This is a genomic window from Bradyrhizobium sp. GW821-FHT13H06, from assembly GCF_058803975.1.
Genome location: NZ_JBXAPN010000004.1, coordinates 638,401 through 660,280 on the forward strand (window position 1 = coordinate 638,401; position 21,880 = coordinate 660,280).

Annotated in this window: 16 protein-coding genes; 13 read left to right on the forward strand and 3 right to left on the reverse strand. The window is 65.9% G+C overall.

What is annotated here, in order from left to right; genetic code table 11:
- Positions 1–190 precede the first annotated feature (190 nt).
- The 8 genes from AC1RQP_RS20340 (at position 191) to AC1RQP_RS20375 (ending at position 9,828) form a co-directional block, all read left to right on the forward strand.
- The gene (locus tag AC1RQP_RS20340) at positions 191–1,210 is read left to right on the forward strand and encodes a 2-dehydropantoate 2-reductase (protein WP_492938285.1); all 1,020 of its coding nucleotides are present in this window, start codon (positions 191–193) and stop codon (positions 1,208–1,210) included.
- Entirely contained in the window at positions 1,207–1,995 is a 789-nt protein-coding gene (locus AC1RQP_RS20345; protein WP_492938286.1) for a fumarylacetoacetate hydrolase family protein, read from the forward strand. The genes AC1RQP_RS20340 and AC1RQP_RS20345 overlap by 4 nt, the downstream gene beginning before the upstream one ends.
- Before the next feature lie 524 nt (positions 1,996–2,519).
- Positions 2,520–2,723, forward strand: coding sequence for a hypothetical protein (locus AC1RQP_RS20350; RefSeq protein ID WP_035718272.1), 204 nt, complete (start codon positions 2,520–2,522; stop codon positions 2,721–2,723).
- Between the two features lie 55 nt (positions 2,724–2,778).
- A complete protein-coding gene (locus tag AC1RQP_RS20355; RefSeq protein ID WP_492938287.1) occupies positions 2,779–3,429 on the forward strand; it encodes a hypothetical protein in 651 nt (216 codons plus the stop codon).
- 293 nt (positions 3,430–3,722) lie between these two features.
- Positions 3,723–4,718, forward strand: coding sequence for an NAD(P)H-dependent flavin oxidoreductase (locus tag AC1RQP_RS20360; protein ID WP_239622497.1), 996 nt, complete (start codon positions 3,723–3,725; stop codon positions 4,716–4,718).
- Positions 4,719–4,743: 25 nt separating this feature from the next.
- Positions 4,744–5,712 (forward strand): zinc-binding dehydrogenase, encoded by a 969-nt coding sequence (locus tag AC1RQP_RS20365; protein WP_492938288.1) that lies wholly within the window; start codon positions 4,744–4,746, stop codon positions 5,710–5,712.
- 185 nt (positions 5,713–5,897) lie between these two features.
- On the forward strand, positions 5,898–7,271 hold the full coding sequence (locus tag AC1RQP_RS20370) for a cation-efflux pump (RefSeq protein ID WP_492938289.1): 1,374 nt from the start codon (positions 5,898–5,900) through the stop codon (positions 7,269–7,271).
- A 226-nt stretch (positions 7,272–7,497) separates the two neighbouring features.
- Positions 7,498–9,828, forward strand: coding sequence for a PAS domain-containing sensor histidine kinase (locus AC1RQP_RS20375; protein WP_492938290.1), 2,331 nt, complete (start codon positions 7,498–7,500; stop codon positions 9,826–9,828).
- 172 nt (positions 9,829–10,000) lie between these two features.
- Here the strand turns inward: AC1RQP_RS20375 and AC1RQP_RS20380 are convergent, their stop codons facing one another.
- Positions 10,001–10,894, reverse strand: coding sequence for a LysR family transcriptional regulator (locus AC1RQP_RS20380; protein WP_061883324.1), 894 nt, complete (start codon positions 10,892–10,894; stop codon positions 10,001–10,003).
- 224 nt (positions 10,895–11,118) lie between these two features.
- Here AC1RQP_RS20380 and AC1RQP_RS20385 point away from each other — a divergent pair, with 224 nt between their 5' ends.
- The 5 genes from AC1RQP_RS20385 to AC1RQP_RS20405 are packed head-to-tail and all read left to right on the forward strand — an operon-like array spanning position 11,119 to position 17,084.
- Positions 11,119–11,592 (forward strand): formate dehydrogenase subunit gamma, encoded by a 474-nt coding sequence (locus AC1RQP_RS20385; protein ID WP_239622493.1) that lies wholly within the window; start codon positions 11,119–11,121, stop codon positions 11,590–11,592.
- The gene (locus AC1RQP_RS20390) at positions 11,589–13,145 is read left to right on the forward strand and encodes a formate dehydrogenase beta subunit (RefSeq protein ID WP_492938291.1); all 1,557 of its coding nucleotides are present in this window, start codon (positions 11,589–11,591) and stop codon (positions 13,143–13,145) included. Before AC1RQP_RS20385 ends, AC1RQP_RS20390 begins: the two co-directional genes overlap by 4 nt.
- 10 nt (positions 13,146–13,155) lie before the next feature.
- Positions 13,156–16,029 carry a formate dehydrogenase subunit alpha gene (fdhF, locus tag AC1RQP_RS20395; RefSeq protein ID WP_492938292.1) on the forward strand — a complete coding sequence of 958 codons (2,874 nt, stop codon included), beginning with the start codon at positions 13,156–13,158 and terminating at the stop codon, positions 16,027–16,029.
- A 4-nt stretch (positions 16,030–16,033) separates the two neighbouring features.
- Positions 16,034–16,861, forward strand: coding sequence for a formate dehydrogenase accessory sulfurtransferase FdhD (gene fdhD, locus AC1RQP_RS20400; protein ID WP_492938293.1), 828 nt, complete (start codon positions 16,034–16,036; stop codon positions 16,859–16,861).
- Entirely contained in the window at positions 16,851–17,084 is a 234-nt protein-coding gene (locus tag AC1RQP_RS20405) for a formate dehydrogenase subunit delta (RefSeq protein ID WP_239622489.1), read from the forward strand. Before fdhD ends, AC1RQP_RS20405 begins: the two co-directional genes overlap by 11 nt.
- Here AC1RQP_RS20405 and AC1RQP_RS20410 read toward each other — a convergent pair.
- The gene (locus AC1RQP_RS20410) at positions 17,041–20,028 is read right to left on the reverse strand and encodes a bifunctional [glutamine synthetase] adenylyltransferase/[glutamine synthetase]-adenylyl-L-tyrosine phosphorylase (RefSeq protein WP_492938294.1); all 2,988 of its coding nucleotides are present in this window, start codon (positions 20,026–20,028) and stop codon (positions 17,041–17,043) included. The two genes, AC1RQP_RS20405 and AC1RQP_RS20410, sit on opposite strands and share 44 nt — an antisense overlap.
- Positions 20,025–21,479, reverse strand: a complete 1,455-nt coding sequence (locus AC1RQP_RS20415; RefSeq protein ID WP_239622487.1) for a sensor histidine kinase — start codon at positions 21,477–21,479, stop codon at positions 20,025–20,027. The genes AC1RQP_RS20410 and AC1RQP_RS20415 overlap by 4 nt, the downstream gene beginning before the upstream one ends.
- Positions 21,480–21,880: the final 401 nt, after the last annotated feature.

Sequence of the window (21,880 nt, forward strand, 5' to 3'; positions counted from 1 at the left end):
GCCTCCTCTCCTGCTTGCGGGAGAGGATTGGGGAGAGGGCTGCATCCGCTGGGGAGACTCCCCAAGAGGATAGAGCCTCACCCGCCGAGTTCTCCGAACCCGCCGACCTCTCCCGCAAGCGGGAGAGGTGCAGGGAGCCCGTTGCCTGATCGATCCAACTGACTGCCAATCTTGGTCCCGCGAGGATTTCATGAAGATCTGCATCTACGGCGCCGGCGCAATCGGCGGATATCTCGGGGTTCAGCTCGCGCGCGCGGGCGCCGATGTCAGCCTGGTCGCACGCGGCCCGCACCTTGCCGCGATGCGCGAGCGCGGCCTGACGCTGCTCGCGGGCGAAGAGAAGCACACCGTGCACCCGCGCTGCACCGACGATCCCGCCGAGCTCGGCGTGCAGGACTACATCATCATCACGCTGAAGGCGCATTCGATCACCGGCGTGATCGAGAAGATGCAGCCGCTGCTCGGGCCTCGGACCCGCATCGTCACGGCCGTCAACGGCATCCCCTATTGGTACTTCTACAAGCACGGCGGGCAATACGAGAACTCGACGCTGGAGAGCATCGACCCCGGCGGGCGGCAGTGGCGCGAAATCGGCGCCGAGCGCGCCATCGGCTGCATCGTCTATCCCGCCACCGAGATCGAGGCGCCCGGCGTGATCCGCCACGTCTACGGCAGCAACTTTCCGCTCGGCGAGCCTTCCGGCGAGATCACTGATGACGTGCAGCGTCTCGCCGACCTGTTCGTCGCCGCCGGGCTGAAGGCGCCGGTGCTCGACCGCATCCGGGACGAGATCTGGCTCAAGCTGTGGGGTAACGTCTGCTTCAATCCGATCAGTGCGCTGACCCACGCCACGCTCGACGTGATCTGCACCGATCCGGCGACGCGCGCACTGTCCCGCGCGATCATGGTGGAGACGCAAGCCATCGCCGAGACGTTCGGGGTCAAGTTCCGCGTTGACGTCGAGCGCCGCATCGAGGGCGCCCGCAAGGTCGGCGCGCACAAGACCTCGATGCTCCAGGATCTCGAGCGCGGCCGCCCGATGGAGATCGATCCGCTCGTCACGGTGGTGCAGGAGATGGGCCGCCTTACCGGGATCGCCACGCCCGCGCTCGATTCAGTGCTGGCGATGGTGACCCAGCGCGCCCGCATCGCCGGCCTCTATGACGGGGTCTCGACGCCATCAGATCCGCGCGCACTGGCGGTGGCATGATGGCGAGCGAGATCAAGAAGTGGCTCCGCTTTCGGAGCAATGGCACGACCGGCTTCGGCACGCTGAGCCCATCAGGCATCAGCGTGCATGAAGGCGAGATGTTCGGCCGCAGCACCGCTACCGGCAAGACGCTGTCGCTGTCGGAGGTCGAGCTGCTCGCGCCCTGTGCGCCCAGCAAGATCGTCGCGCTCTGGAACAATTTCCACGCGCTCGCGGCCAAGCTCAACCAACCCGAGCCGCCGGAGCCGCTCTATCTGCTGAAGGCCACCACCAGCATCGCCGCCCCCGGTGCGGTGATCCGCCGCCCGTCCTCCTACGACGGCAAGACGACCTATGAGGGCGAGCTCGGCATCGTCATCGGCAAGGCCTGCGCGCGCGTCTCGCCTGACGAAGCCGACAGCTTCATCTTCGGCTACACCTGCGTCAACGACATCACCGCCAACGACATCCTGACCAGGGATCCCACTTTCCCGCAATGGGCCCGCGCCAAGGGCATCGACGATTACGGCCCGTTCGGCCCTGTCATCGCGACTGGCATCGATCCGGCCGGGCTCGTGGTCCGTACCATCCTCAATGGCGCGGAGCGGCAGAACTATCCGATCTCGGACATGATCTTCAGCGCTCAGGAGTTGGTCAGCAGGATCTCCCATGACATGACCCTGCTGCCCGGCGACCTCATCGCCGTCGGCACCTCCGTCGGCGTCGGCGTGATGAAGGAGCCGGTAAACACGGTCACCGTCGCGATCGACGGCATCGGCGAGCTGACCAACGAGTTTCGGCTGTAACCACCAACACGGTGCAGTAGCCCGGATGAGCGAAGCGACATCCGGGAGGACTGTCGTGTGACACCCCGCATGTCGCTGCGCTCATGCGGGCTACGACCTCTGCTCCGTCATTGGCGGCTCGCCGGCTAATTGCCCCGCAGCGCAGCAAAATTGATCCGGCGCAAACCGCGACGTCGCCGCCACCGCTATCCTTCCGCAAGAAATCAATGTCTGATGCAAGGGAGGACGCCATGACGAATGCCGGCAATGCGCTTTTGTGGACGGCCCTTTACTTCGCTCTCTCGTTCGTTGCGATCTTCGTCGTTTGGTTCGCCGACAAGATGCGCTCGAACATCTCTCGGAAACGATAGTCCGAGGCGCGTCTACATTTCCGAAGCATTCGGACACATCACATCTGCGCGCGCTTGACATATGCCGCCAACATGTCGCGCGCTTGCCGCAACTTGGACGCATTCGGTCGCCCTTTTGTGTGGCGTGTCTGGGGGCACGGCGCTGCCGTGTTTGGACCAAACCTTCAGGGGTATATGACTGTGAAGAAGATTGTATTTGCTCTCGGTGCTACGCTTGCTCTGGCGACGGCTGCGAACGCTGCGGATCTGCCGCGCCGGCAGCCCGTGCCGGCCTATCCGGCCGAACAGGCGCCGATTGGCAAGATGCCGATTGGCAAGAGCCCCGTTGGAAAAGCCCCGATCGGCAAGGCGCCCGGCCCGGTCGCAGCGCGCTACTGACGCGCAGCGGAATACGCGCAGATCTGCGTAGCAGCCGACAGTCAAGGGGTGTCGCGTGACGAACAAAGCTGATCGATCGGGATCCTGCATCCTCGCGGGCTTCGCTCTTGCGGCTATGCTCTCGTGCACGACGCCCTCGGCCTCGGCCCACCAGGCAAACAAGCGCGCTGCCGATGCGAACGCGCTTGCCACGACCGACACCGCCTCGCGACCTCAGCCGCAATCGACGCGGCGCTCCGTCGCGCGCGCGGAGACAGGCCCCTACTACGTCGACTTCCGCGCGCGTACCGCCGCGAGCTGGGGCCATGCCTTCGTCTGGTACGGCAAGACCAGCGAGCGCGCCGTGGAGGTCGCAGGGCTCACACCGGCCGGCGACACGCTCGCTTACGTGCTCGGTCACCTCACCTTTGTGCCGTCCGAGACCGGCGCGAGCTACGGCGATCTCGATCCGGAATATCTGACCGCGAGCTATCGCGTCTACCTGAACGAAGCGGACGCAAAGCGAGTATTCGCCTACATCAAGAAATTGCAGGCGAACTCACCGGTGTGGAACGCGGAGACCGCCAACTGCACCGGCTTCATCGGCGATATCGCCGAATTCATGGGATTGCAGGTCCCCAACCGCTGGCAACGCCCGGAAAACTTCGTCAACCGCCTCAAGGAAATGAACGGCGGCCGTCAGATGGTGCGGCTGTCGGCGGAGTAGCTCTACCGTCATTGCGAGCGCAGCGAAGCAATCCAAAATCCCTCTGCGGAGACAATCTGGATTGCTTCGCTGCGCTCGCAATGACGCGGTTGAGGCAGCGCATCTCGACAGCCTCATCGTTGTCCCGACGAAGGCCCCGCACCTCGAATTATCCGCGCTGCGGAATCTGCCCCGTCCTTCGCATACCACCCCGCCCATACCGCACACCCTAACAATAGACTTTTGCCACCCCCAGCGGCATCCTCCCGCCATCAACCGATAACAGAGCGCCACGCAGGCGGGGGAAACACATCATGTTGCAGACACGGTTCACCAAACTCGTCGGCGTCGAGCACCCGATCGTCCAGGGCGGCATGCAGTGGGTCGGCCGAGCCGAGCTCGTCGCTGCCGTCGCCAATGCCGGCGCGCTCGGGTTCATCACCGCGCTGACCCAGCCGACGCCGGAGGACCTGACCAGGGAGATCGCGCGCTGTCGCGACCTCACCGACAAGCCGTTCGGCGTCAATCTCACCATCCTGCCCGCGATCAAGCCGCCGCCCTATGCCGAATACCGCGCCGCCATCATCGAGAGCGGCGTCAAGGTGGTCGAGACCGCCGGCAACAAGCCGCAGGAGCATGTCGACGAGTTCAGGAGGCACGGCGTCAAGGTCGTGCACAAATGCACCAGCGTGCGCCACGCGCTTTCGGCCGAAAGGATGGGCGTCGATGCCATCTCGATCGATGGATTCGAATGCGCCGGCCACCCCGGCGAGGACGACACCCCCGGCCTGATCCTGATCCCGGCCGCCGCCAACAAGATCAGGATCCCGATGATCGCCTCGGGCGGCTTTGCCGATGCCCGCGGCCTCGTCGCGGCGCTGGCCCTGGGCGCGGACGGCATCAACATGGGCACGCGCTTCATGGCCACCAAGGAAAGCCCGATCCACCAGCTCATTAAGGAGAAGATCGTCGCCAATGACGAGCGCGAGACCGAGCTGATCTTCCGCACCATGCGCAACACCTCGCGTGTGGCGAAAAACGCGATCTCGAGCAAGGTCGTCGCCATGGAGAAGGAGGGCGCGAAATTCGAGGACATCCGCGAGCTCGTCGCCGGCGCCCGCGGCAAGATGGTCTATGCCACCGGCGATTCCGACGAAGGCATCTGGTCGGCCGGCCAGGTGCAGGGCCTGATCCAGGACATCCCGAGCTGCGCCGAACTGGTCTCCCGCATCGTGCGCGAGGCGGAAGCGATCATCCGCGGCCGGCTCGAAGGCATGATCGTTCATCCGCAACGTGAAGCCGCGGAATAGTCACCGCAGGAAGCGAGAGCAATTCATGAAGGCTTACGTCTACGGCCCTGGTGGCGCTACGATTTCCGATGTCGCTCAACCAAAGCCAGAGGGCACGCAGGTGCTGGTCCGCGTCCGCGCCAGCGCCCTGAACCGCGCCGACACCGCCATGCGCAAGGGGCACGCCCATGGGGCGGCCGGCGGCGTCGGCACCGTGCTCGGCATGGAATGGGCCGGTGAAGTCGCCGAGCTTGGACCGAATGCCAAAGGCGTCAAGGTCGGCGACCGCATCATGGGCTCGGGCGGCGCGGCCTTTGCCGAATATACGCTGGCCGATCACGGACGGCTATTCCACGCCCCCTCAAACATGAATTTCGAGGAGGCGGCCACCCTGCCCGTCGCGCTCACGACCATGCACAACGCCGTCGTCACCGTTGGTGGGGTGCAGGTGGGCCAGAGCGTGCTGATTCAGGGCGCGAGCTCCGGGGTCGGCCTGATGGCGATGCAGATCGCCAGGCTCAAGGGCGCAAAGCTCGTGATCGGCTCGTCGACCGATGCCGCTCGTCGCAGCCGGCTGATGGACCATGGCGCCGATCTCGCCGTCGATAGCTCCGATCCCCAATGGGTCGACGAGGTGCTGAAGGCGACGAACGGGGAAGGCGTCGATCTGATCGTCGACCAGGTCTCGGGCAAGGTCGCGAGCCAGAACCTCGCCGCGACGAAGATCAAGGGCCGCATCGTCAATGTCGGCCGGCTCGGCGGCACCCACGCCGACTTCAATTTCGACCTGCATGCGGCCCGCCGCATCGACTATGTCGGCGTCACCTTCCGCACCCGCACCATCGAGGAGGTCCGCGAGATCTTCGAGGAGGTCCGCAAGGACGTCTGGGGCGCGGTGGAATCGCGCAAGCTGCAGCTGCCGATCGACAAGGTGTTCGCGTTCGACGATATCGATCAGGCGTTCGAGCACATGGAGGCGAACAGGCATCTGGGGAAGATCGTGGTGACGCTGTGAGCGACGCTTAGAACTTTGCGACCGTCATTCCGGGACGATGCGCAGCATCGAACCCGGAATTTCGAGATTCCGGGTTCGCCCTCTGGGCGCCCCGGAATGACGGCACCCCCGCTCCTGCAAGTCACTCGCGACTACGGCTGTGGATCGTCGCTTGATGTTCACCCACGCCCTGCTAAATCCCCGCCATGGCCTCTCAGCACAACAAAACCTCGGTCGCCGCGATCTCGATCTTCGCCAGTGGCGGCATGGCGGCGGCGAAGTTCGCGGTCGGGATCGCGATCGGCTCGCTGGCGCTGATCTCCGAGGCCCTGCATTCCTCGATCGACCTGGTCGCGACCATCATCACCTGGGCGGTGGTGCGGGTGTCCGACAAGCCCGCAGACGACGAGCACCATTACGGCCACGGCAAGCTGGAAAGCGTCTCCGCACTTGGCGTCACCGCCCTGCTCTACGTGCTTGCCGGCGGCATCCTGGTCGAGGCCTATAGCCGGCTGAGCGAGGGAACCCCGCCGCCGACCATTTCGGCCGTGCCGTTCGTGGTGCTGGTGCTCGACATCGCCGTCAATCTCTGGCGCGCCCGCGCCCTGCATCGCGCCGCGCTGGAGACCCGGAGCCAGGCGCTGGCGGCGGATGCGCTGCATTTCGCCTCCGACGTGATGGGCTCGTTCGCCGTGATCGTGGGCCTGATCCTCGCCGGCCTCGGCTTCTGGTGGGGCGACGCGGCGGCGGCCGCGGCGGTTGCCGTGATGATCGCCCTGCTCGGGCTGCGCATGGCCGGCTCCACCGTGCAGACGCTGGTCGACCGCGCCCCGGAAGGCGCGCAGGAGAAGGCCACCGCCGCGATCCGGAGCGTGCCGGGCGTGATCGACGTCGACCGGCTGCGCGTGCGCATGGTCGGAGCGACCACGTTCATCGACACCATCGCAAAGGTGCCGCGAACCTATCCGATCGACCGCGTCGAGGAGATCAAGCGCAGCGCGCAAATCGCCGTGGACAAGGCGTTCGGCGACGCCGACCTCACCTTCACCGCCGTCCCCGTCGCACGCAACAACGAGACCGTGCGCGACCGCATCATGGTGATCGCGCACAATTCGGGCCTCGCCGTTCACCATGTCACGGTGCACGATCTCGGCGCCAAGCTGACCGTCAGCATCGACCTCGAGGTTGACGCCGACATGCAGCTCGAGGCCGCCCATGACGTCGCCAACACGCTGGAGCGCAACATCCAAGAGGAGTTCGGCGAGGACGTCGAGGTCGACGTTCACATCGAGCCGTTGGAACCGGAATTGCCGTTCGGCGTCGATGCCGCACCGGAACGGGTGCAGACCATCGCCGCCGCGCTGGCCGAATTCGCCGGCGAAGGCGAGATCCACGACATCCATAATGTGCGTGTCCGCAACACCGACGCTGGCGAGATCGTCAATTTCCACTGCCGCGCGGCACCGTCGATGAGCGTGATCAAGGTGCACGAGCATGTCGATGCGATCGAGCGCGCGTTGCGGCGTGCGTTTCCGAGCGTGAAGCGCGTGATCAGTCACGCCGAACCGCCGCGTGCGTGACGCAGAACGCACGGGGAGTCGCACGTTCTCGTTTCGGACTCCTCGCGCGCGCGAGTTTGCGGCCACACCATGCACAAACTGCGCGTTGGATAAGAATAATTTCGCGTTAACGATTCGTTGACTCTCGACAGCCCGCGAAAACTGGATTCAAATCAGTGTGATTCGGAAGCGACGTGGGGCTGCTTCCGAACTTCAGTTGCAAGCAGGTTTTCAGGGGGCCGAAGGCATGTCGCGTGCAGACGCCGCGAACGCATGCGTCCAATCCGATTCGATCAAGGGATTGGCGCAATCGATCGCGAAACCTGCCTATCATCGGCTCCTGATCGCGGAGCCGGCGCTGCGCCGCGCCGTGCCGACACTCATCATCGCATTCCTGATCACGATCTGCCTCGGCGCGTTCGTGCAGGTGGTCGACCAGACGCGGCAGAAGCGGCTGGTGATCAGCCACGACATTTCGGCACTCGCCGACCTGCTCGCCGAGCGCATCGACCGCCTCACCACGGTGCGGCAGGAACGGCTGAAGAACATCGAGAGCCTGCCGGCGCTGTTGCCGGATCTGATCCCGTCCTGGGGCACGGCCTCGGGCCGCCATGTCATCGTCACCTCGGCCGGCGTCGACCGCCGTATCCTCGCCCGCATCCCGGCCGACAACGACTCCGTCGGCAACGACCGCCTGCTCGACGCGATCACGGCCGCGCAATTGATGGCGGCGCCGCCACGCGACGGCAACGTCTCCGACTTGACGCTGCCGAGCGGCAACGCAGCGATGGCGACCTCGCGCCAGATCAAGTCGCTGCCGGGCTTCGTCACCGTGATCCAGGAGCGCAACGAGCCGATCTGGGGCTCGGACGCCGCGCTCTCGGTCACGCTGTCGGCGACCACCGGCTTCGTCGTCCTGATCCTCGGCTTCGCCTTCCACTGGCAGTCGACCCGCGCCCGCGAGGGCGACATCATCAACGACGCCGTGCGCGGCCGCATCGACACCGCGCTCAACCGCGGCCGCTGCGGGCTGTGGGACTGGGATCTGTCGCGCGGCCGGATCTTCTGGTCGCAGTCGATGTTCTCGATGCTCGGCCTCGACGGCCGCCACGAGCTCCTCACCTTCGGCGAGGTCAACGCGCTGGTGAAGTCCGACGACATCGACCTGTTCGCGATCGCCGACCAGCTCATCTCCGACGAGATCGACCACATCGACCAGACCTTCCGCATGCAGCATGTCGACGGCCACTGGATCTGGCTCCGCGTGCGCTGCGAGAAGACGCGCGGCGCGACCGATGACAGCGTGCACCTGATCGGGATCGCCGTCGACATCACCGAGCAGAAGAGCCTCGCGGAGAAGACCGTGGAAGCCGACCTCCGCCTGCGCGATGCGATCGAGACGATTCCGGAAGCCTTCGTGCTGTGGGATGCGAGCGATCGGCTCGTGCTCTGCAACTCGCACTTCCAGCGCCTGCACAGGCTGCCCGATACGGCCGTCATTCCCGGCACCTCCTACGAGACCGTGCTCGAGGTCGGCCGCATGCCGGAGGTGCGCACCCGCCACAACGAGACCGCTGCCCAAGGCCCGGGGGCGCGCACCTTCGAGGCGCAGCTCGACGACGGCAGCTGGCTGCACATCAGCGAACGCCGCACCAAGGACGGCGGCTACGTCTCCGTCGGCACCGACATCACCCGCATCAAGGAACACGAGCAGAAGCTGGTCGACAACGACCTGCGCCTGCGTGCCACCGTCATCGACCTGAAGCGCTCACAGGCCGCGCTGGAGCGCCAGGCGATCGAGCTCGCCGATCTCGCCGAGAAGTACCAGCGCGAGAAGACCCGCGCCGAGGAAGCCAACCAGACCAAGTCGAAATTCCTGGCCAATATGAGCCACGAGCTGCGCACGCCGCTCAATGCCATCATCGGCTTCTCCGAGATCATGGGCTCGGGCATGTTCGGCGAGCTCGGAAGCGAGAGATACCAGGAATACTGCCAGGACATCCTGACCAGCGGCCACTATCTGCTCGAGGTCATCAACGACATCCTCGACATGTCCAAGATCGAAGCCGGCCGCATGAAGCTCGACATGGAAGAGCTCGACCTCTCGAAGACGCTGGTGGAGTCCCTGCGGGTCGTCACCGGCCGTGCGCAGGACAAGCGCCTGACGCTCGACGCCGACATCGCAAAACCCATCTCCGTCGTCGCCGACCGCCGCGCGACCAAGCAGATCATCGTCAACCTGCTCTCCAACGCCGTGAAGTTCACGCCCGAGGGCGGGCGCGTCGTGGTGCGCAGCCGGCAGCTCGAGGACAGGATCGTGCTGATGATCGCCGATACCGGCATCGGGATCGCGCCACATTCGCTGGCGCGGCTCGGCCGCCCGTTCGAGCAGGTCGAGAGCCAGCTCACCAAGACCTATCACGGCTCGGGCCTTGGCCTCGCGATCGCCCGCTCGCTGGCGCAGCTCCACGGCGGCTCGATGCGGCTGCGCTCCAAGCTCGAGGTCGGCACCGTCGTGCGCGTGACCCTGCCGCGCGACGCGATCAAGGCGGCGTCCGGAATATCGGCCGCGGCTTAGCGCACGGCGGGACGTTCGCCTGAGGCCATCCTTCGAGACGCCCGCCTGCGGCGGGCCCTCAGGATGAGGTCTGCGTGCGCGGCAGCAGCTTCAGCGAACACCGATACAACGGAGCCTCATCCTGAGGAGCCCGCGAAGCGGGCGTCTCGAAGGACGAGGCGCTTGCTCGAATCTACAATTGCAGCGTCGGCGCCACTTCCCGCGCCACATTGACCAGCGCAGCGATCAGCGGCGTCATCGGATCGCGCTGGGGGATCACCATGCCGATGCTGTAATTGACCTCGGGGTCGACGATCGGGATCGAACGCACCGTATCGGAGAGGCCGAGCGTCTCGGCGAGCTTGGCCGGCATCACGCTCGCCCAACGCCCCGTCTTCACATGCGTGAACAGCACCAGCAGCGAGTTCGAGGTCAGCGTCGGCGTCGCCTCCGCGCCGACCGAGCGCAATGCGCGGTCGATGATGCGGCGGTTCTGCATGTCGGGCGTCAGCAGGCATAGCGGCACCTGGCCGACCTCCTTCCAGGTCACCGTCTCGCGGTCGCCGAACATCGCATCCGGCGCGGTCAGCAGGCGGTAGCTCTCGTTGTAGAGCGGAATGGTGCGCACCTTGCCGATCGGCTCGTTCTCGATGTAGGTGAGCCCCGCATCGACCTCGAGATTTTCGAGCAGCCCCAGCACCTCGGATGAGGTGGTGGACTGGATGCGGAAGCGCACCTCGGGATGCTTGGCGCGATACGGCGTCGTCAGCGAGGCGACCATGCCGAGCACGGTCGGGATCGCGGCGATGCGGATCTCGCCGGAGAGCTGATGCTTCAGCCCGTTGATCTCGTCGCGCATCGCGCGGGCATCACCCACGATCCGCCGCGCCCAGTCGAGCGCCCGCTCGCCTTCCGGGGTAAATCCCTGGAAGCGAGACCCGCGCTGGACCAGCATCACGCCGAGGATCTCCTCGAGCTGCTTGAGCCCGGTCGACATCGTCGGTTGCGTCACGCCGCAGGCTTCCGCCGCGCGTCCGAAATGCCGCTCCTTCGCCAGCGCCAGCAGCAGTTCAAGCTTGTCGATCAACCGGTTATCCCTTCGGATTCTGTGGTGGCATGCAAGCTAGCACGCCCACTCCTCCGCAACACGCAAAAACCGCCTGCGGGAACGGCTTCGATTGCAATTTGAAATCGAGTGATCGCGCCCGCCAATCGATCTGAATTCGCAATCGCAGCACGGGACAGCTTTATTGATCTTCGAATGATTCCAAATAGTTTGGGAGCAGGAAACGCTCTGGTTGAGAATGACGAATGACAGCGGTTTATGATTGGGACGAGACGCGCGGCGCCGAGATCATCGCCGAACATGCCGGGCAGGAAGGCGCGACGCTCGTCATCCTGCATGCGCTTCAAGAGGCGTTCGGCCATGTGCCGGAGGCGGCAATTCCCATGGTGGCGAAGGCACTCAATCTGTCGCGGGCCGAGGTCCACGGCGTGTTCACGTTCTACCATGATTTCCGCCACAAGCCGGCCGGCCGCCATGTGCTGAAGCTGTGCCGTGCGGAAGCCTGTCAGGCCGCGGGCGGCGATGCGCTGGCTGCGCGCGCCGAGGCAAGGCTCGGCGTCTCGCTCGGCAACACCACGGCCGACGATCGCGTCACGCTGGAACCGATCTACTGCCTTGGCCTGTGCGCGACTGCGCCGTCTGCGATGCTCGATGGCCGCCTCGTCGGGCGGCTCGATCAGAAGCGCCTCGATGCGCTGGTTGCGGAGGCGCAGCGATGAGCATCCGCCTGTACGTCTCGCGCGATGCCGGTGCGGTTTCCGTCGGCGCCGACGAGGTTGCCCTTGCGCTGGAGCAGGCCGCCGCCAAGCGCGGCGTTGCAGTGGAGATCGTCAGGACCGGCTCGCGCGGCCTCTACTGGCTGGAGCCGCTGGTCGAGGTGGCGACGCCCCAGGGCCGGATCGCCTTCGGGCCTGTCACCGAGACCGACGTGCCCTCGCTGTTCGACGCGCTCGCCGGCAACACGCCGCATCTCTTGCGGCTGGGAGCGACCGACGAGATCCCCTGGCTCAAGCGCCAGACCCGCCTCACCTTCGCCCGTTGCGGCGTGATCGACCCGCGCTCGCTTGACGACTACCGCGCCCATGGCGGCTACAAGGGCCTCGCGCGCGCGCTCTCGCTTGGATCGGACGCAATCCTCGACGAAGTCACCGCGTCCGGCCTGCGCGGCCGCGGCGGCGCAGGCTTCCCCACCGGCATCAAGTGGAAGACGGTTGCCCAGGCCAAGGCCGACCGCAAATTCATCGTCTGCAACGCCGACGAAGGCGACAGCGGCACTTTTGCCGACCGCATGATCATGGAAGGCGATCCGTTCCTGGTGATCGAGGGCATGACTATCGCCGGCATCACCGTCGGCGCGTCCAAGGGTTACATCTACATCCGCAGCGAATATCCGCACGCGGTGGAGGCGATGAACGCGGCCATCGTGGCGGCCAGGCGCGGCGGCTACCTCGGCGCGAATATCGGCGGCTCGAACCAAGCCTTCGATCTCGAAGTGCGCGTCGGCGCCGGCGCTTACGTCTGCGGCGAGGAGACCTCGCTGCTGGAAAGCCTCGAAGGCCGCCGCGGCATCGTGCGCGCCAAGCCTCCGCTGCCGGCGCATCACGGCCTCTTCGGCAAGCCGACCGTGATCAACAACGTGCTGTCGTTCGCCGCCATTCCCTTCATCCTCGCCGAGGGGGCCAAGGCCTATGCCGATTTCGGCATGGGCCGCTCGCGCGGCACGATGCCGATCCAGCTCGCCGGCAACATCCGTTACGGCGGACTGTTCGAGACCGCCTTCGGCGTGACGCTCGGCGAACTCGTCGACGACATCGGCGGCGGCACGTTCACGGGCCGCCCGGTCCGCGCGGTACAGGTCGGCGGCCCGCTCGGCGCCTACTTCCCCCGCGCCCTGTTCGACACGCCGTTCGACTACGAAGCCTTTGCCGCGCGCGACGGCCTGATCGGCCATGGCGGCATCGTCGTGTTCGACGACAGCGTCGACATGCGCAGGCAGGCGCGCTTTGCCATGGAGTTCTGCGCCATCGAATCCTGCGGCAAGTGCACGCCGTGCCGGATCGGCTCGACCCGCGGCGTCGAGACCATCGAGAAGATCATCAGGGGCGAGCGGGTGAGCGAAAACCTCGCGCTCGTCGAGGACCTCTGCAACACCATGAAATTCGGCTCGCTCTGCGCGCTCGGCGGCTTCACGCCCTACCCTGTGCTCAGTGCGTTGAAGCACTTCCGGGAGGATTTCGCGCCGGTACCGACCACGCTTCAGGCCGCGGAATAGGAGAACGACAATGTCTCTGATCGAAGAAATCGACTTCGGCACGCCGGCTTCCAAATCGGAAACGATGGTGACGCTGACCATCGACGGCAAGGAGGTGACGGTGCCCGAGGGCACTTCCATCATGCGTGCCGCGATGGATGCAGGCCACCAGATTCCAAAGCTCTGCGCGACCGATATGGTCGACGCGTTCGGTTCCTGCCGTCTCTGCCTCGTCGAGATCGAGGGCCGCGCCGGCACGCCGGCGTCCTGCACCACGCCTGTGATGCCCGGCCTCGTCGTGCACACCCAGACCGAGCGGCTGAAGCGGCTGCGCAAGGGGGTGATGGAACTCTATATCTCCGACCATCCGCTCGACTGCCTCACCTGCGGCGCCAACGGCGATTGCGAGTTGCAGGACATGGCCGGCGCAGTGGGCCTGCGCGACGTGCGCTATGGCTATGAGGGCGAAAACCACGTTTTCGCCAAAACGGACGGCTGCACCAACGACAATTGGATGCCGAAGGACGAGTCCAACCCGTACTTCACCTACGATCCCTCCAAGTGCATCGTCTGCTCGCGCTGCGTCCGCGCCTGCGAGGAGGTGCAAGGCACTTTCGCGCTGACCATCTCCGGCCGCGGCTTCGACAGCCGCGTCTCGCCCGGCATGAGCGAAAGCTTCCTCGGCTCGGAATGCGTCTCCTGCGGCGCCTGCGTCCAGGCCTGTCCGACCGCGACGCTGACGGAAAAGTCCGTGATCGAGATCGGCCAGCCCGAGCACTCCGTCGTCACCACCTGCGCCTATTGCGGCGTCGGCTGCGCCTTCAAGGCCGAGATGCGCGGCGAGGAAGTGGTGCGCATGGTGCCCTACAAGGACGGCAAGGCCAATCGCGGCCATTCCTGCGTCAAGGGCCGCTTCGCCTGGGGCTACACCAACCACAAGGAACGCATTCTCAAGCCGATGATCCGCGAGCGCATCGAGGATCCCTGGCGCGAAGTGTCCTGGGACGAGGCGTTCTCGTTCGCCGCCGCCAGGATGCGCGGCATCCAGAAGAAATACGGCCGCGACGCCATCGGCGGCATCACCTCGTCCCGCTGCACCAATGAAGAGACCTATCTGGTGCAGAAGCTGATCCGCGCCGGCTTCGGCAACAACAACGTCGACACCTGCGCCCGCGTCTGCCACTCCCCCACCGGCTACGGCCTCGCCACCACCTTCGGCACCTCCGCCGGCACGCAGGATTTCGACTCGGTCGAGGAGACCGATGTCGTGGTCGTCATCGGCGCCAACCCGGCCTCCGCTCACCCCGTCTTCGCCTCGCGCCTGAAGAAGCGGCTGCGCCAGGGCGCCAAGCTGATCGTGATCGATCCGCGCCGCACCGAGATGGTGGAATCGCCGCATGTGAAGGCGCTGCATTTGCCCCTGATGCCCGGCACCAACGTCGCGGTCATGACGGCGCTGGCGCACGTCATCGTCACCGAAGGACTCGTCAACGAAGCCTTCGTGCGCGAGCGCTGCGACTGGAGCGAGTTCGAGGAATGGGCCGCCTACGTCGCCCAACCGCAGAACAGCCCGGAAGCCACCGCCATCCTCACCGGCGTCGATCCGAAGGACCTGCGCGAGGCAGCCCGCACCTACGCCACCGGCGGCAACGGCGCGATCTATTACGGCCTCGGCGTCACCGAGCACAGCCAGGGCTCGACCACCGTGATCGCGATCGCCAATCTCGCGATGGCAACGGGCAATATCGGCCGTCCCGGCGTCGGCGTGAACCCGCTGCGCGGCCAGAACAACGTTCAAGGCTCCTGCGACATGGGCTCGTTCCCGCACGAGCTGCCCGGCTATCGCCACATCTCGGGCGATGCGGTACGCGAGCAGTTCGAGGCGCTGTGGAACGTCAGGCTCAACCCGGAGCCCGGTCTGCGCATTCCCAACATGTTCGATGCCGCGGTCGAAGGCACCTTCATGGGCATCTACGTGCAGGGCGAGGACATCCTGCAATCCGATCCCAACACCTCGCACGTGGTGGCGGCGCTGTCGGCGATGGAATGCGTCATCGTCCACGATCTCTTCCTGAACGAGACCGCGAACTACGCCCACGTCTTCCTGCCCGGCTCGAGCTTCCTCGAGAAGGACGGCACCTTCACCAACGCCGAGCGCCGCATCCAGCGCGTGCGCAAGGTGATGACGCCGAAGAACGGCATGGCGGACTGGGAGGTCACCATCGGCCTCGCCAAGGCCATGGGCTTCGAGATGAAATACAGCCATCCGTCCGAGATCATGGACGAGATCGCGGCGCTGACGCCGACCTTCGCCGGCGTCTCCTATGCCAGGCTCGACGAGCTCGGCTCGGTGCAGTGGCCCTGCAACGAGAAGGCGCCCGAGGGCACACCGGTGATGCACATCGACGGCTTCGTCCGCGGCAAGGGCAAGTTCGTCGTGACCGAATATGTCGCGACCGACGAGCGCACCGGCCCGCGCTATCCCCTGCTGCTCACGACGGGGCGCATCCTCAGCCAGTACAATGTCGGCGCGCAGACCCGGCGCACCGAGAACGTCGTCTGGCATTCCGAGGACCGCCTCGAGATCCATCCGCACGACGCCGAGCAGCGCGGCGTGCGCGACGGCGACTGGGTGCGACTGAAGAGCCGCGCCGGCGAGACCACGTTGCGCGCGGAGATCACCGACCGCGTCGCGCCGGGCGTCGTCTACACCACCTTCCACCATCCGGACACGCAGGCCAACGTCATCACGACCGACTATTCGGACTGGGCCACCAATTGTCCCGAATACAAGGTCACGGCGGTGCAGATCTCGCCCTCGAACGGCCCGTCCGACTGGCAGAAGGCCTATGACGCGCAGGCGCGGCACTCCCGCCGCATCGCACCGGCCGAGGCCGCGGAGTAACCGCATGCACGTTCCGGTCCAGGCCACCGACCGCGAGATCTGGCGTGATGGCATCGCATCAGAGGGCACACGGCTGATCCCGGAGGAAACTCCGCTGGCGCTGACCTATAATGGCGGCACCTACGCCGTCATGATGGGGACACCGCAGAACCTCGAGGATTTTGCGGTCGGCTTCAGCGTGAACGAAGGCATCGTCGGGTCGGTCGACGACATTCGCTCTCTCGACGTGGTCCGTCTCGACGACGGCATCGAGCTGCGGATGTGGCTGGCATCGGAGGATGCAGCCCGCATCAACGAGCGCCGCCGCCACGTCGCAGGACCCACGGGCTGCGGCATCTGCGGCATCGAGTCCATTGCCGAGGCGGTGCGGCCGGCGGCCGTGGTGCCGCAGGGGCAGACCGTCACGCCGGAGCAAATCATGGCGGCGATGCAGGCGATCGCGCCCCTGCAATCGATCAACATGCAAACCCGCGCCGTTCACGCCGCCGCGTTCTGGTCCCCTGCACACGGCATCGTCGCGCTGCGCGAGGATGTCGGCCGTCACAACGCGCTCGACAAGCTCGCCGGGGCCCTGGCGCGCAGCCGCGCGGATGCGCGCGGCGGCATGGTGCTGCTGACGAGCCGGGTCTCGGTGGAGATGGTGCAGAAGACGGCCGCAATCGGCGCCCCCGTGATGATCGCCGTGTCCGCACCGACCGCGCTCGCGGTACGCACGGCGGAAGCCGCCGGTATCACGCTGATCGCGATCGCGCGGCAGGACGGGTTCGAGATATTCTCGCATGGCAACCGGATCGTCGCGCGCCATGCCACGGAGGTTGCCGATGTCGCCTGACCGCCTGATCTACATGGCCAACCAGATCGGCAGATTCTTCCGGAGCCAGGGCCATGACAAGTCCGTGCCGGGGATTGCCGAGCACATCAAGAAATTCTGGGATCCCCGCATGAAGCGCGCGATCTTCGCTCATCTCGATGCCGGCGGTGCGGGCCTCGAACCTGATGTGCGCGAGGCCATCACCTCGTTGAAGCAGGCGACGTCCCTTCCAGCAGCGCCCTGAACACGCGCCGCACCTCGGTCTGGGTCTCCTTCACCCGCGCCTCCAGCGACGAGAAGTCCGGCGCGTCGCCCGCGCGCGCCATCACGCGCAGGAGGTCGGTGCCGGCGGTCTCAGGCTTGAAGCGCTCGCTGACGCAAAGCCGCAGGATCTGCGTCAGGTCGTGATAGAGCCGCGCCGCGGCACGCAAGATCTCGGTCTCGGACTGTGCGAGCACGCCGAGCCGGCATGCATTTTCCAGCACCTGCATGGTGCCGACATCGAGAATGTCCGGCTTCTCGTGGGCATGCACGAGCTGGAGATATTGCGCAATGAAGTCGATGTCGACCATGCCGCCGGCCGCATGCTTGATATCCCAGCAATCGGCCTCGCCCTTCTCCTGCGCGATCGCGCGCCGCATGTCGGCGACGTCGTTGGCCGTGATTGCGGGATCGCGTCGGCGGGTCAGGACATCGCGGATGACACGCTCGATCCGTTCCCGGAATTCGGGCGATGCCGACACCACGCGCGCGCGCGTCAACGCCATGTGCTCCCAGGTCCAGGCCTCGGTGGCCTGGTAGTCCGCGAATGAAACGAGACTCGAGGCCACCGGGCCGGCGCGTCCCGACGGCCGCAGGCGCATGTCGATCTCATAGAGCACGCCGTAATTGGTGCGCGTCGTGAAAGCGCTGATCAGGCGCTGGGTGAACCGCGCGAAATAATGCGCGCCGTGAAGCGATTTCGGTCCATCGGAGTCCGGATCGCCGCTGTCGAAATCGTAGAGCAGGATCAGGTCGAGATCGGACGAGGCCGTCATCTCGCGGCTGCCGAGCCGGCCCATCGCGATGATCGCGGTCTCCTGCCCCTTGATCCGGCCGTGCTGGGCGGCAAAGCGATCGGCGACGAGGCCATGCACGGTGTGCACGATTCCTTCGGCGACATCGGCAAAGGCGGTGCTCGCCTGCTGCGCCGAAACCGTGCCGGACAGGATGCGCGTGCCGATCAGGAACAGGCTCTCCTGGCCGAACAGGCGCAGGCGATCGAGAAATTCCTCGTAGGAGTCCGCGTCTCGCACGGTGGCCGCGAGCCGGCCCGACAATTCCTGCCTGTCGGGCATGGCGCCGAAGAAGCGCGGGTCGATCAGACCATCCATGAGCTGCGGCTGCCGCGCCAGCATCTCGCCGAGCCGCGGCGCCGCCCCCAGCACCAGCGCCACCAGCGCGACGAGATCGCGGTTCTGGCCGAGCAGCGTGATCAGCCGGCCGCCGCGCTGCAGTGCCCCGAGGAAATGATCGAACGCCACGACGGCGCGATCCGGCTCCTCGGCGTGGGCAAGACCGTCGATCAAGGCCGGCACGAATTCGACGAAGGCGCTTCGCGTCGCCTCATTGCGGAATACGCGGTAGTCACCGGTGATCCAGTCGCGCACGGTCTGCGCGACCGCGGCCGGCTTCTTGAAGCCCAGCGTCACCAGGTGCTGGAGCAGACGCGGATCGTCGGGACCTGCACCGTAGTCGAGCGCCGGCAGCTTGGCCGTCCCGGTCGGATCGTCGCCCTCGAACAGTTTTTCGTAGTGACCCTGGACGATCTGGAGCTGGTGCAACAGGTCGCGCGCAAAGGCTTCGCGATCCTGATAGCCGAAGAACCAGGCGAAGCGATCGACCGCTTGCCTGTCCTCAGGCAGCGTATGGGTCTGCTCGTCCGCGATCATCTGGAGGCGATGCTCGACCCGGCGCAGGAATTCGTAGGCCGTCGTCAACTCGTCGCGCGCCGCAGAGGTGATCCACTTGCTGGAGGCGAGTACATCGAGCGCCTCGAGCGTCGGCCGCACCCGCAATTCCGGATGGCGGCCGCCCGCAATCAGCTGCTGAGTCTGCGCGAAGAACTCGATCTCGCGGATGCCGCCGCGCCCGACCTTGACGTTATGTCCCTCGACCGCGACCTCGCTCTGGCCACGATAGGTTTGCATCTGCCGCTTCATGTCGTGAACGTCGGCGAGCGCGGCGAAGTCGAGATGCTTGCGCCAGACGAAGGGCGCGATCTCTGCCAGAAGCGCTTCGCCCGCCCTGGGATCGCCGGCGCAGGCCCGCGCCTTGATCATCGCAGCGCGCTCCCAGGTGCGGCCTTCCCGCTCGTAGTAATGCAGCGCGGCGTCCCGCGAGATCGCCACCTGTGTCGAGGACGGATCGGGCCGCAGGCGCAGATCGACGCGGAAGACGTAACCGTCATAGGTGCGCTGCTGGAGGATGCGCGCCATCCCCTGGGTGACACGGACGAAGAACGGCTGCGGCTCGATGTCCGCCGCCAGCGTTGTCGCATCGGGATCGAAGAACACGATCAGATCGATGTCGCTGGAATAGTTCAGCTCGCCCGCGCCCATCTTGCCCATCGCGAGCACGATCAGCCCGCAGCCCTCTTCGGGTGCCTCCGGATTGGGCGGCGAGAGCTTGCCGCGTGCGGCTTCCTGCCGCAGCAAATATTGCAGCGCCGCCTGCACGGAGGACACGGCAACATCGGTGAGCGCCGCCGTCACCCGCATCACGGGCCAGACACCGCCAATGTCGCACAGCGCGATCAGCAGCGCGGCCTCCGCCTTCATCCGGCGAAGCAGCCGCATCACCTCGGCCTCGTCAGGTGCCGCGAGCACCGCGCCCCTCGCCTCAGCGATCAGTGCGGCGAGATGCGTATCCGGATCGCATTCGAGTAGCCGGATCAGGCGCAGGGCATCGGCGCGCACCAGATCGAACAGATAGGGCGAGAATTCCGCGATCCCGGCCAGGATGTCGCGGGCGAAGGGGTGGCCCAGGAGCGCTTCCAGACGCGCCGAGTGGGCCGGCTCAAGCTCGGCCAGCCAGCTTTCCAAACGTCGTTCGTCGGTTGTGGAAGCGGCAATATGGGGAGCTTCCGCGAAGCGTGCGGCCAGCCTCTCACCATGCTTGTCCGCGTTTCCCGGCGCGGAGTGGTTCATGCCACCTTCTGTGGCACATCCGGCATTGGCGGAGCAACCCTGTCGCCCGCGCGCGCCGGCAGCGCCAGCGTGGCGACAAGACCGGGATGGGCATCGCCCAGCCGCAATTCTCCGCCATGCAGCGTGGCAACAGCCGAGGCGAGGCTGAGGCCGAGACCGGAGCCCGGCAGCGTGCGGCTCGCCTCCAGGCGGACGAATCGCTCGACGACATGCTTGCGGTCGCTTTCGGGGATACCGGGGCCGCGATCGGTGACGCTGAGCAGCACCTGATCGCCCTCGCGCCGGGCCTCGATCGTAATCTGCCGGCTATCCATGCTGACCACGGTTCCCGCGGGCTGCGAAGCGGGCTTGCCGTATTTGATCGCATTCTCGACCAGATTGGCGAGCGCCTGGCTGATCAACTCGCGGTTGGCATGAACCGGTGTCGGATCGGCCTTCACCTTCAAGGTCATGCCGTCGTCCTCCGCCAGGGGCTCGTAGAGCTCGTGGATGCCATTGGCGACCTCGGCGGCGTCGAAATCATCCATGTTGCCGCGCGCCTGTCCGGACTCGGCGCGCGCGATCATCAGAAGCGCGTTGAAAGTACGAATCAGCCCGTCGGATTCCTCGATGGTCCGCTCCAGCGCGGCGCGGTAATCGGCCTCGCAGCCTGATCTCGCCAGCGCCTCCTCGGCGCGATTGCGCAGCCGCGTCAACGGCGTCTTGAGGTCGTGGGCGATGTTGTCCGAAACCTCCTTCAGCCCCGCCATCAGCGCCTCGATCCGCTCGAGCATGGCGTTGAGGTTCTCGGCGAGACGATCGATCTCGTCGCCGCTGCGCCCCACGGGCAGGCGCTCGCTGAGATCTCCGGTCATGATCCGCTGCGCCGTGCCGGTCATGGCGTCGATGCGCCTCAGCACCCTCCGCGCGACGAAAATACCGCCGGCGAGGCCAAGCACGACCACGATGAGGACCGACCATTGCGCCGCCTTGGCGACGATGCCGAACAGACGCCGCCGCTCGGCGAGGTCGCGACCTATCAGCAGGCGGAAGCCGTTCTCCAATTCGGTGACGCGCACCAGCGCGCGATGATCGCGGTCATCGGCGTCCTCGATCCGCCGGTAGGCGGTTTCGGACCAGCCGCGCGTCGCCATCACGCCCGGGGCCAGCGAGCCGACATTGCCGGCGACCGCCTGCCCGGTCGGGGTGGTCACGAGGTAGAGGTTCGCGCCCGGGCGCAGCGCCCGATATTCGATCGTCCGCACGAGGCCAAACAGGCCGCGGCGCCCGTAGATCTCGTTGATCTCCGAGGTTTCGGCATTGACCGTCTGCGTGATCTCCTCGGTGATCAGCCGCCGCGTGTTCCAGGCGAAATAGGCCAGCAGCGAGGCCGCGAACATCGCGAACAGCAGCAGATAGACCAGCGTCAGCCGGAACGCCGTGGTGCGGACGAGTTTACCGAATGCCGTCACGGATCATGTATCCAATTTCAGTGTCGCGTCTGCTATCACCGAGCATCGTCACCCTTCGTATTCTGCTTTATTTACAGTACCTTGGGTTCATAGGCTATCGTCTGTCTTCGCCTAAAATCGCCGAACGCCGGCCGGTCTTTGCAAAAAGTGGTAAGGCGGCACATCCGCCTCTTTGAAAGTATCCGTGACGGTCACACATCCGACTGGTGCTTGTGGAACGACTGACCATGACGGGCAAAGCATCCGCGCCGGTAAGTGGTAAGCGAAAGGGGAACGTTAAAGCGGCGCTCAATTCGAACCAAGTTAAATCCCTGCAAGCTGGCGTTCATGCGGCACTGGCGGGCTCCACCTGGTCGTGCGCGGAAGCGGTGATCGGGTGTGGGCCTTCCGTTTCACCGACC

Coding starts and splice junctions, on each gene's coding strand:
- AC1RQP_RS20340 (WP_492938285.1), top strand. CDS start 191: ATGAAGATCTGCATCTACGGCGCCGGCGCAATCGGCGGATATCTCGGG.
- AC1RQP_RS20345 (WP_492938286.1), top strand. CDS start 1,207: ATGATGGCGAGCGAGATCAAGAAGTGGCTCCGCTTTCGGAGCAATGGC.
- AC1RQP_RS20350 (WP_035718272.1), top strand. CDS start 2,520: ATGACTGTGAAGAAGATTGTATTTGCTCTCGGTGCTACGCTTGCTCTG.
- AC1RQP_RS20360 (WP_239622497.1), top strand. CDS start 3,723: ATGTTGCAGACACGGTTCACCAAACTCGTCGGCGTCGAGCACCCGATC.
- AC1RQP_RS20365 (WP_492938288.1), top strand. CDS start 4,744: ATGAAGGCTTACGTCTACGGCCCTGGTGGCGCTACGATTTCCGATGTC.
- AC1RQP_RS20370 (WP_492938289.1), top strand. CDS start 5,898: ATGGCCTCTCAGCACAACAAAACCTCGGTCGCCGCGATCTCGATCTTC.
- AC1RQP_RS20375 (WP_492938290.1), top strand. CDS start 7,498: ATGTCGCGTGCAGACGCCGCGAACGCATGCGTCCAATCCGATTCGATC.
- AC1RQP_RS20385 (WP_239622493.1), top strand. CDS start 11,119: ATGACAGCGGTTTATGATTGGGACGAGACGCGCGGCGCCGAGATCATC.
- AC1RQP_RS20390 (WP_492938291.1), top strand. CDS start 11,589: ATGAGCATCCGCCTGTACGTCTCGCGCGATGCCGGTGCGGTTTCCGTC.
- fdhF (WP_492938292.1), top strand. CDS start 13,156: ATGTCTCTGATCGAAGAAATCGACTTCGGCACGCCGGCTTCCAAATCG.
- fdhD (WP_492938293.1), top strand. CDS start 16,034: ATGCACGTTCCGGTCCAGGCCACCGACCGCGAGATCTGGCGTGATGGC.
- AC1RQP_RS20405 (WP_239622489.1), top strand. CDS start 16,851: ATGTCGCCTGACCGCCTGATCTACATGGCCAACCAGATCGGCAGATTC.
- AC1RQP_RS20410 (WP_492938294.1), bottom strand. CDS start 20,028: ATGAACCACTCCGCGCCGGGAAACGCGGACAAGCATGGTGAGAGGCTG.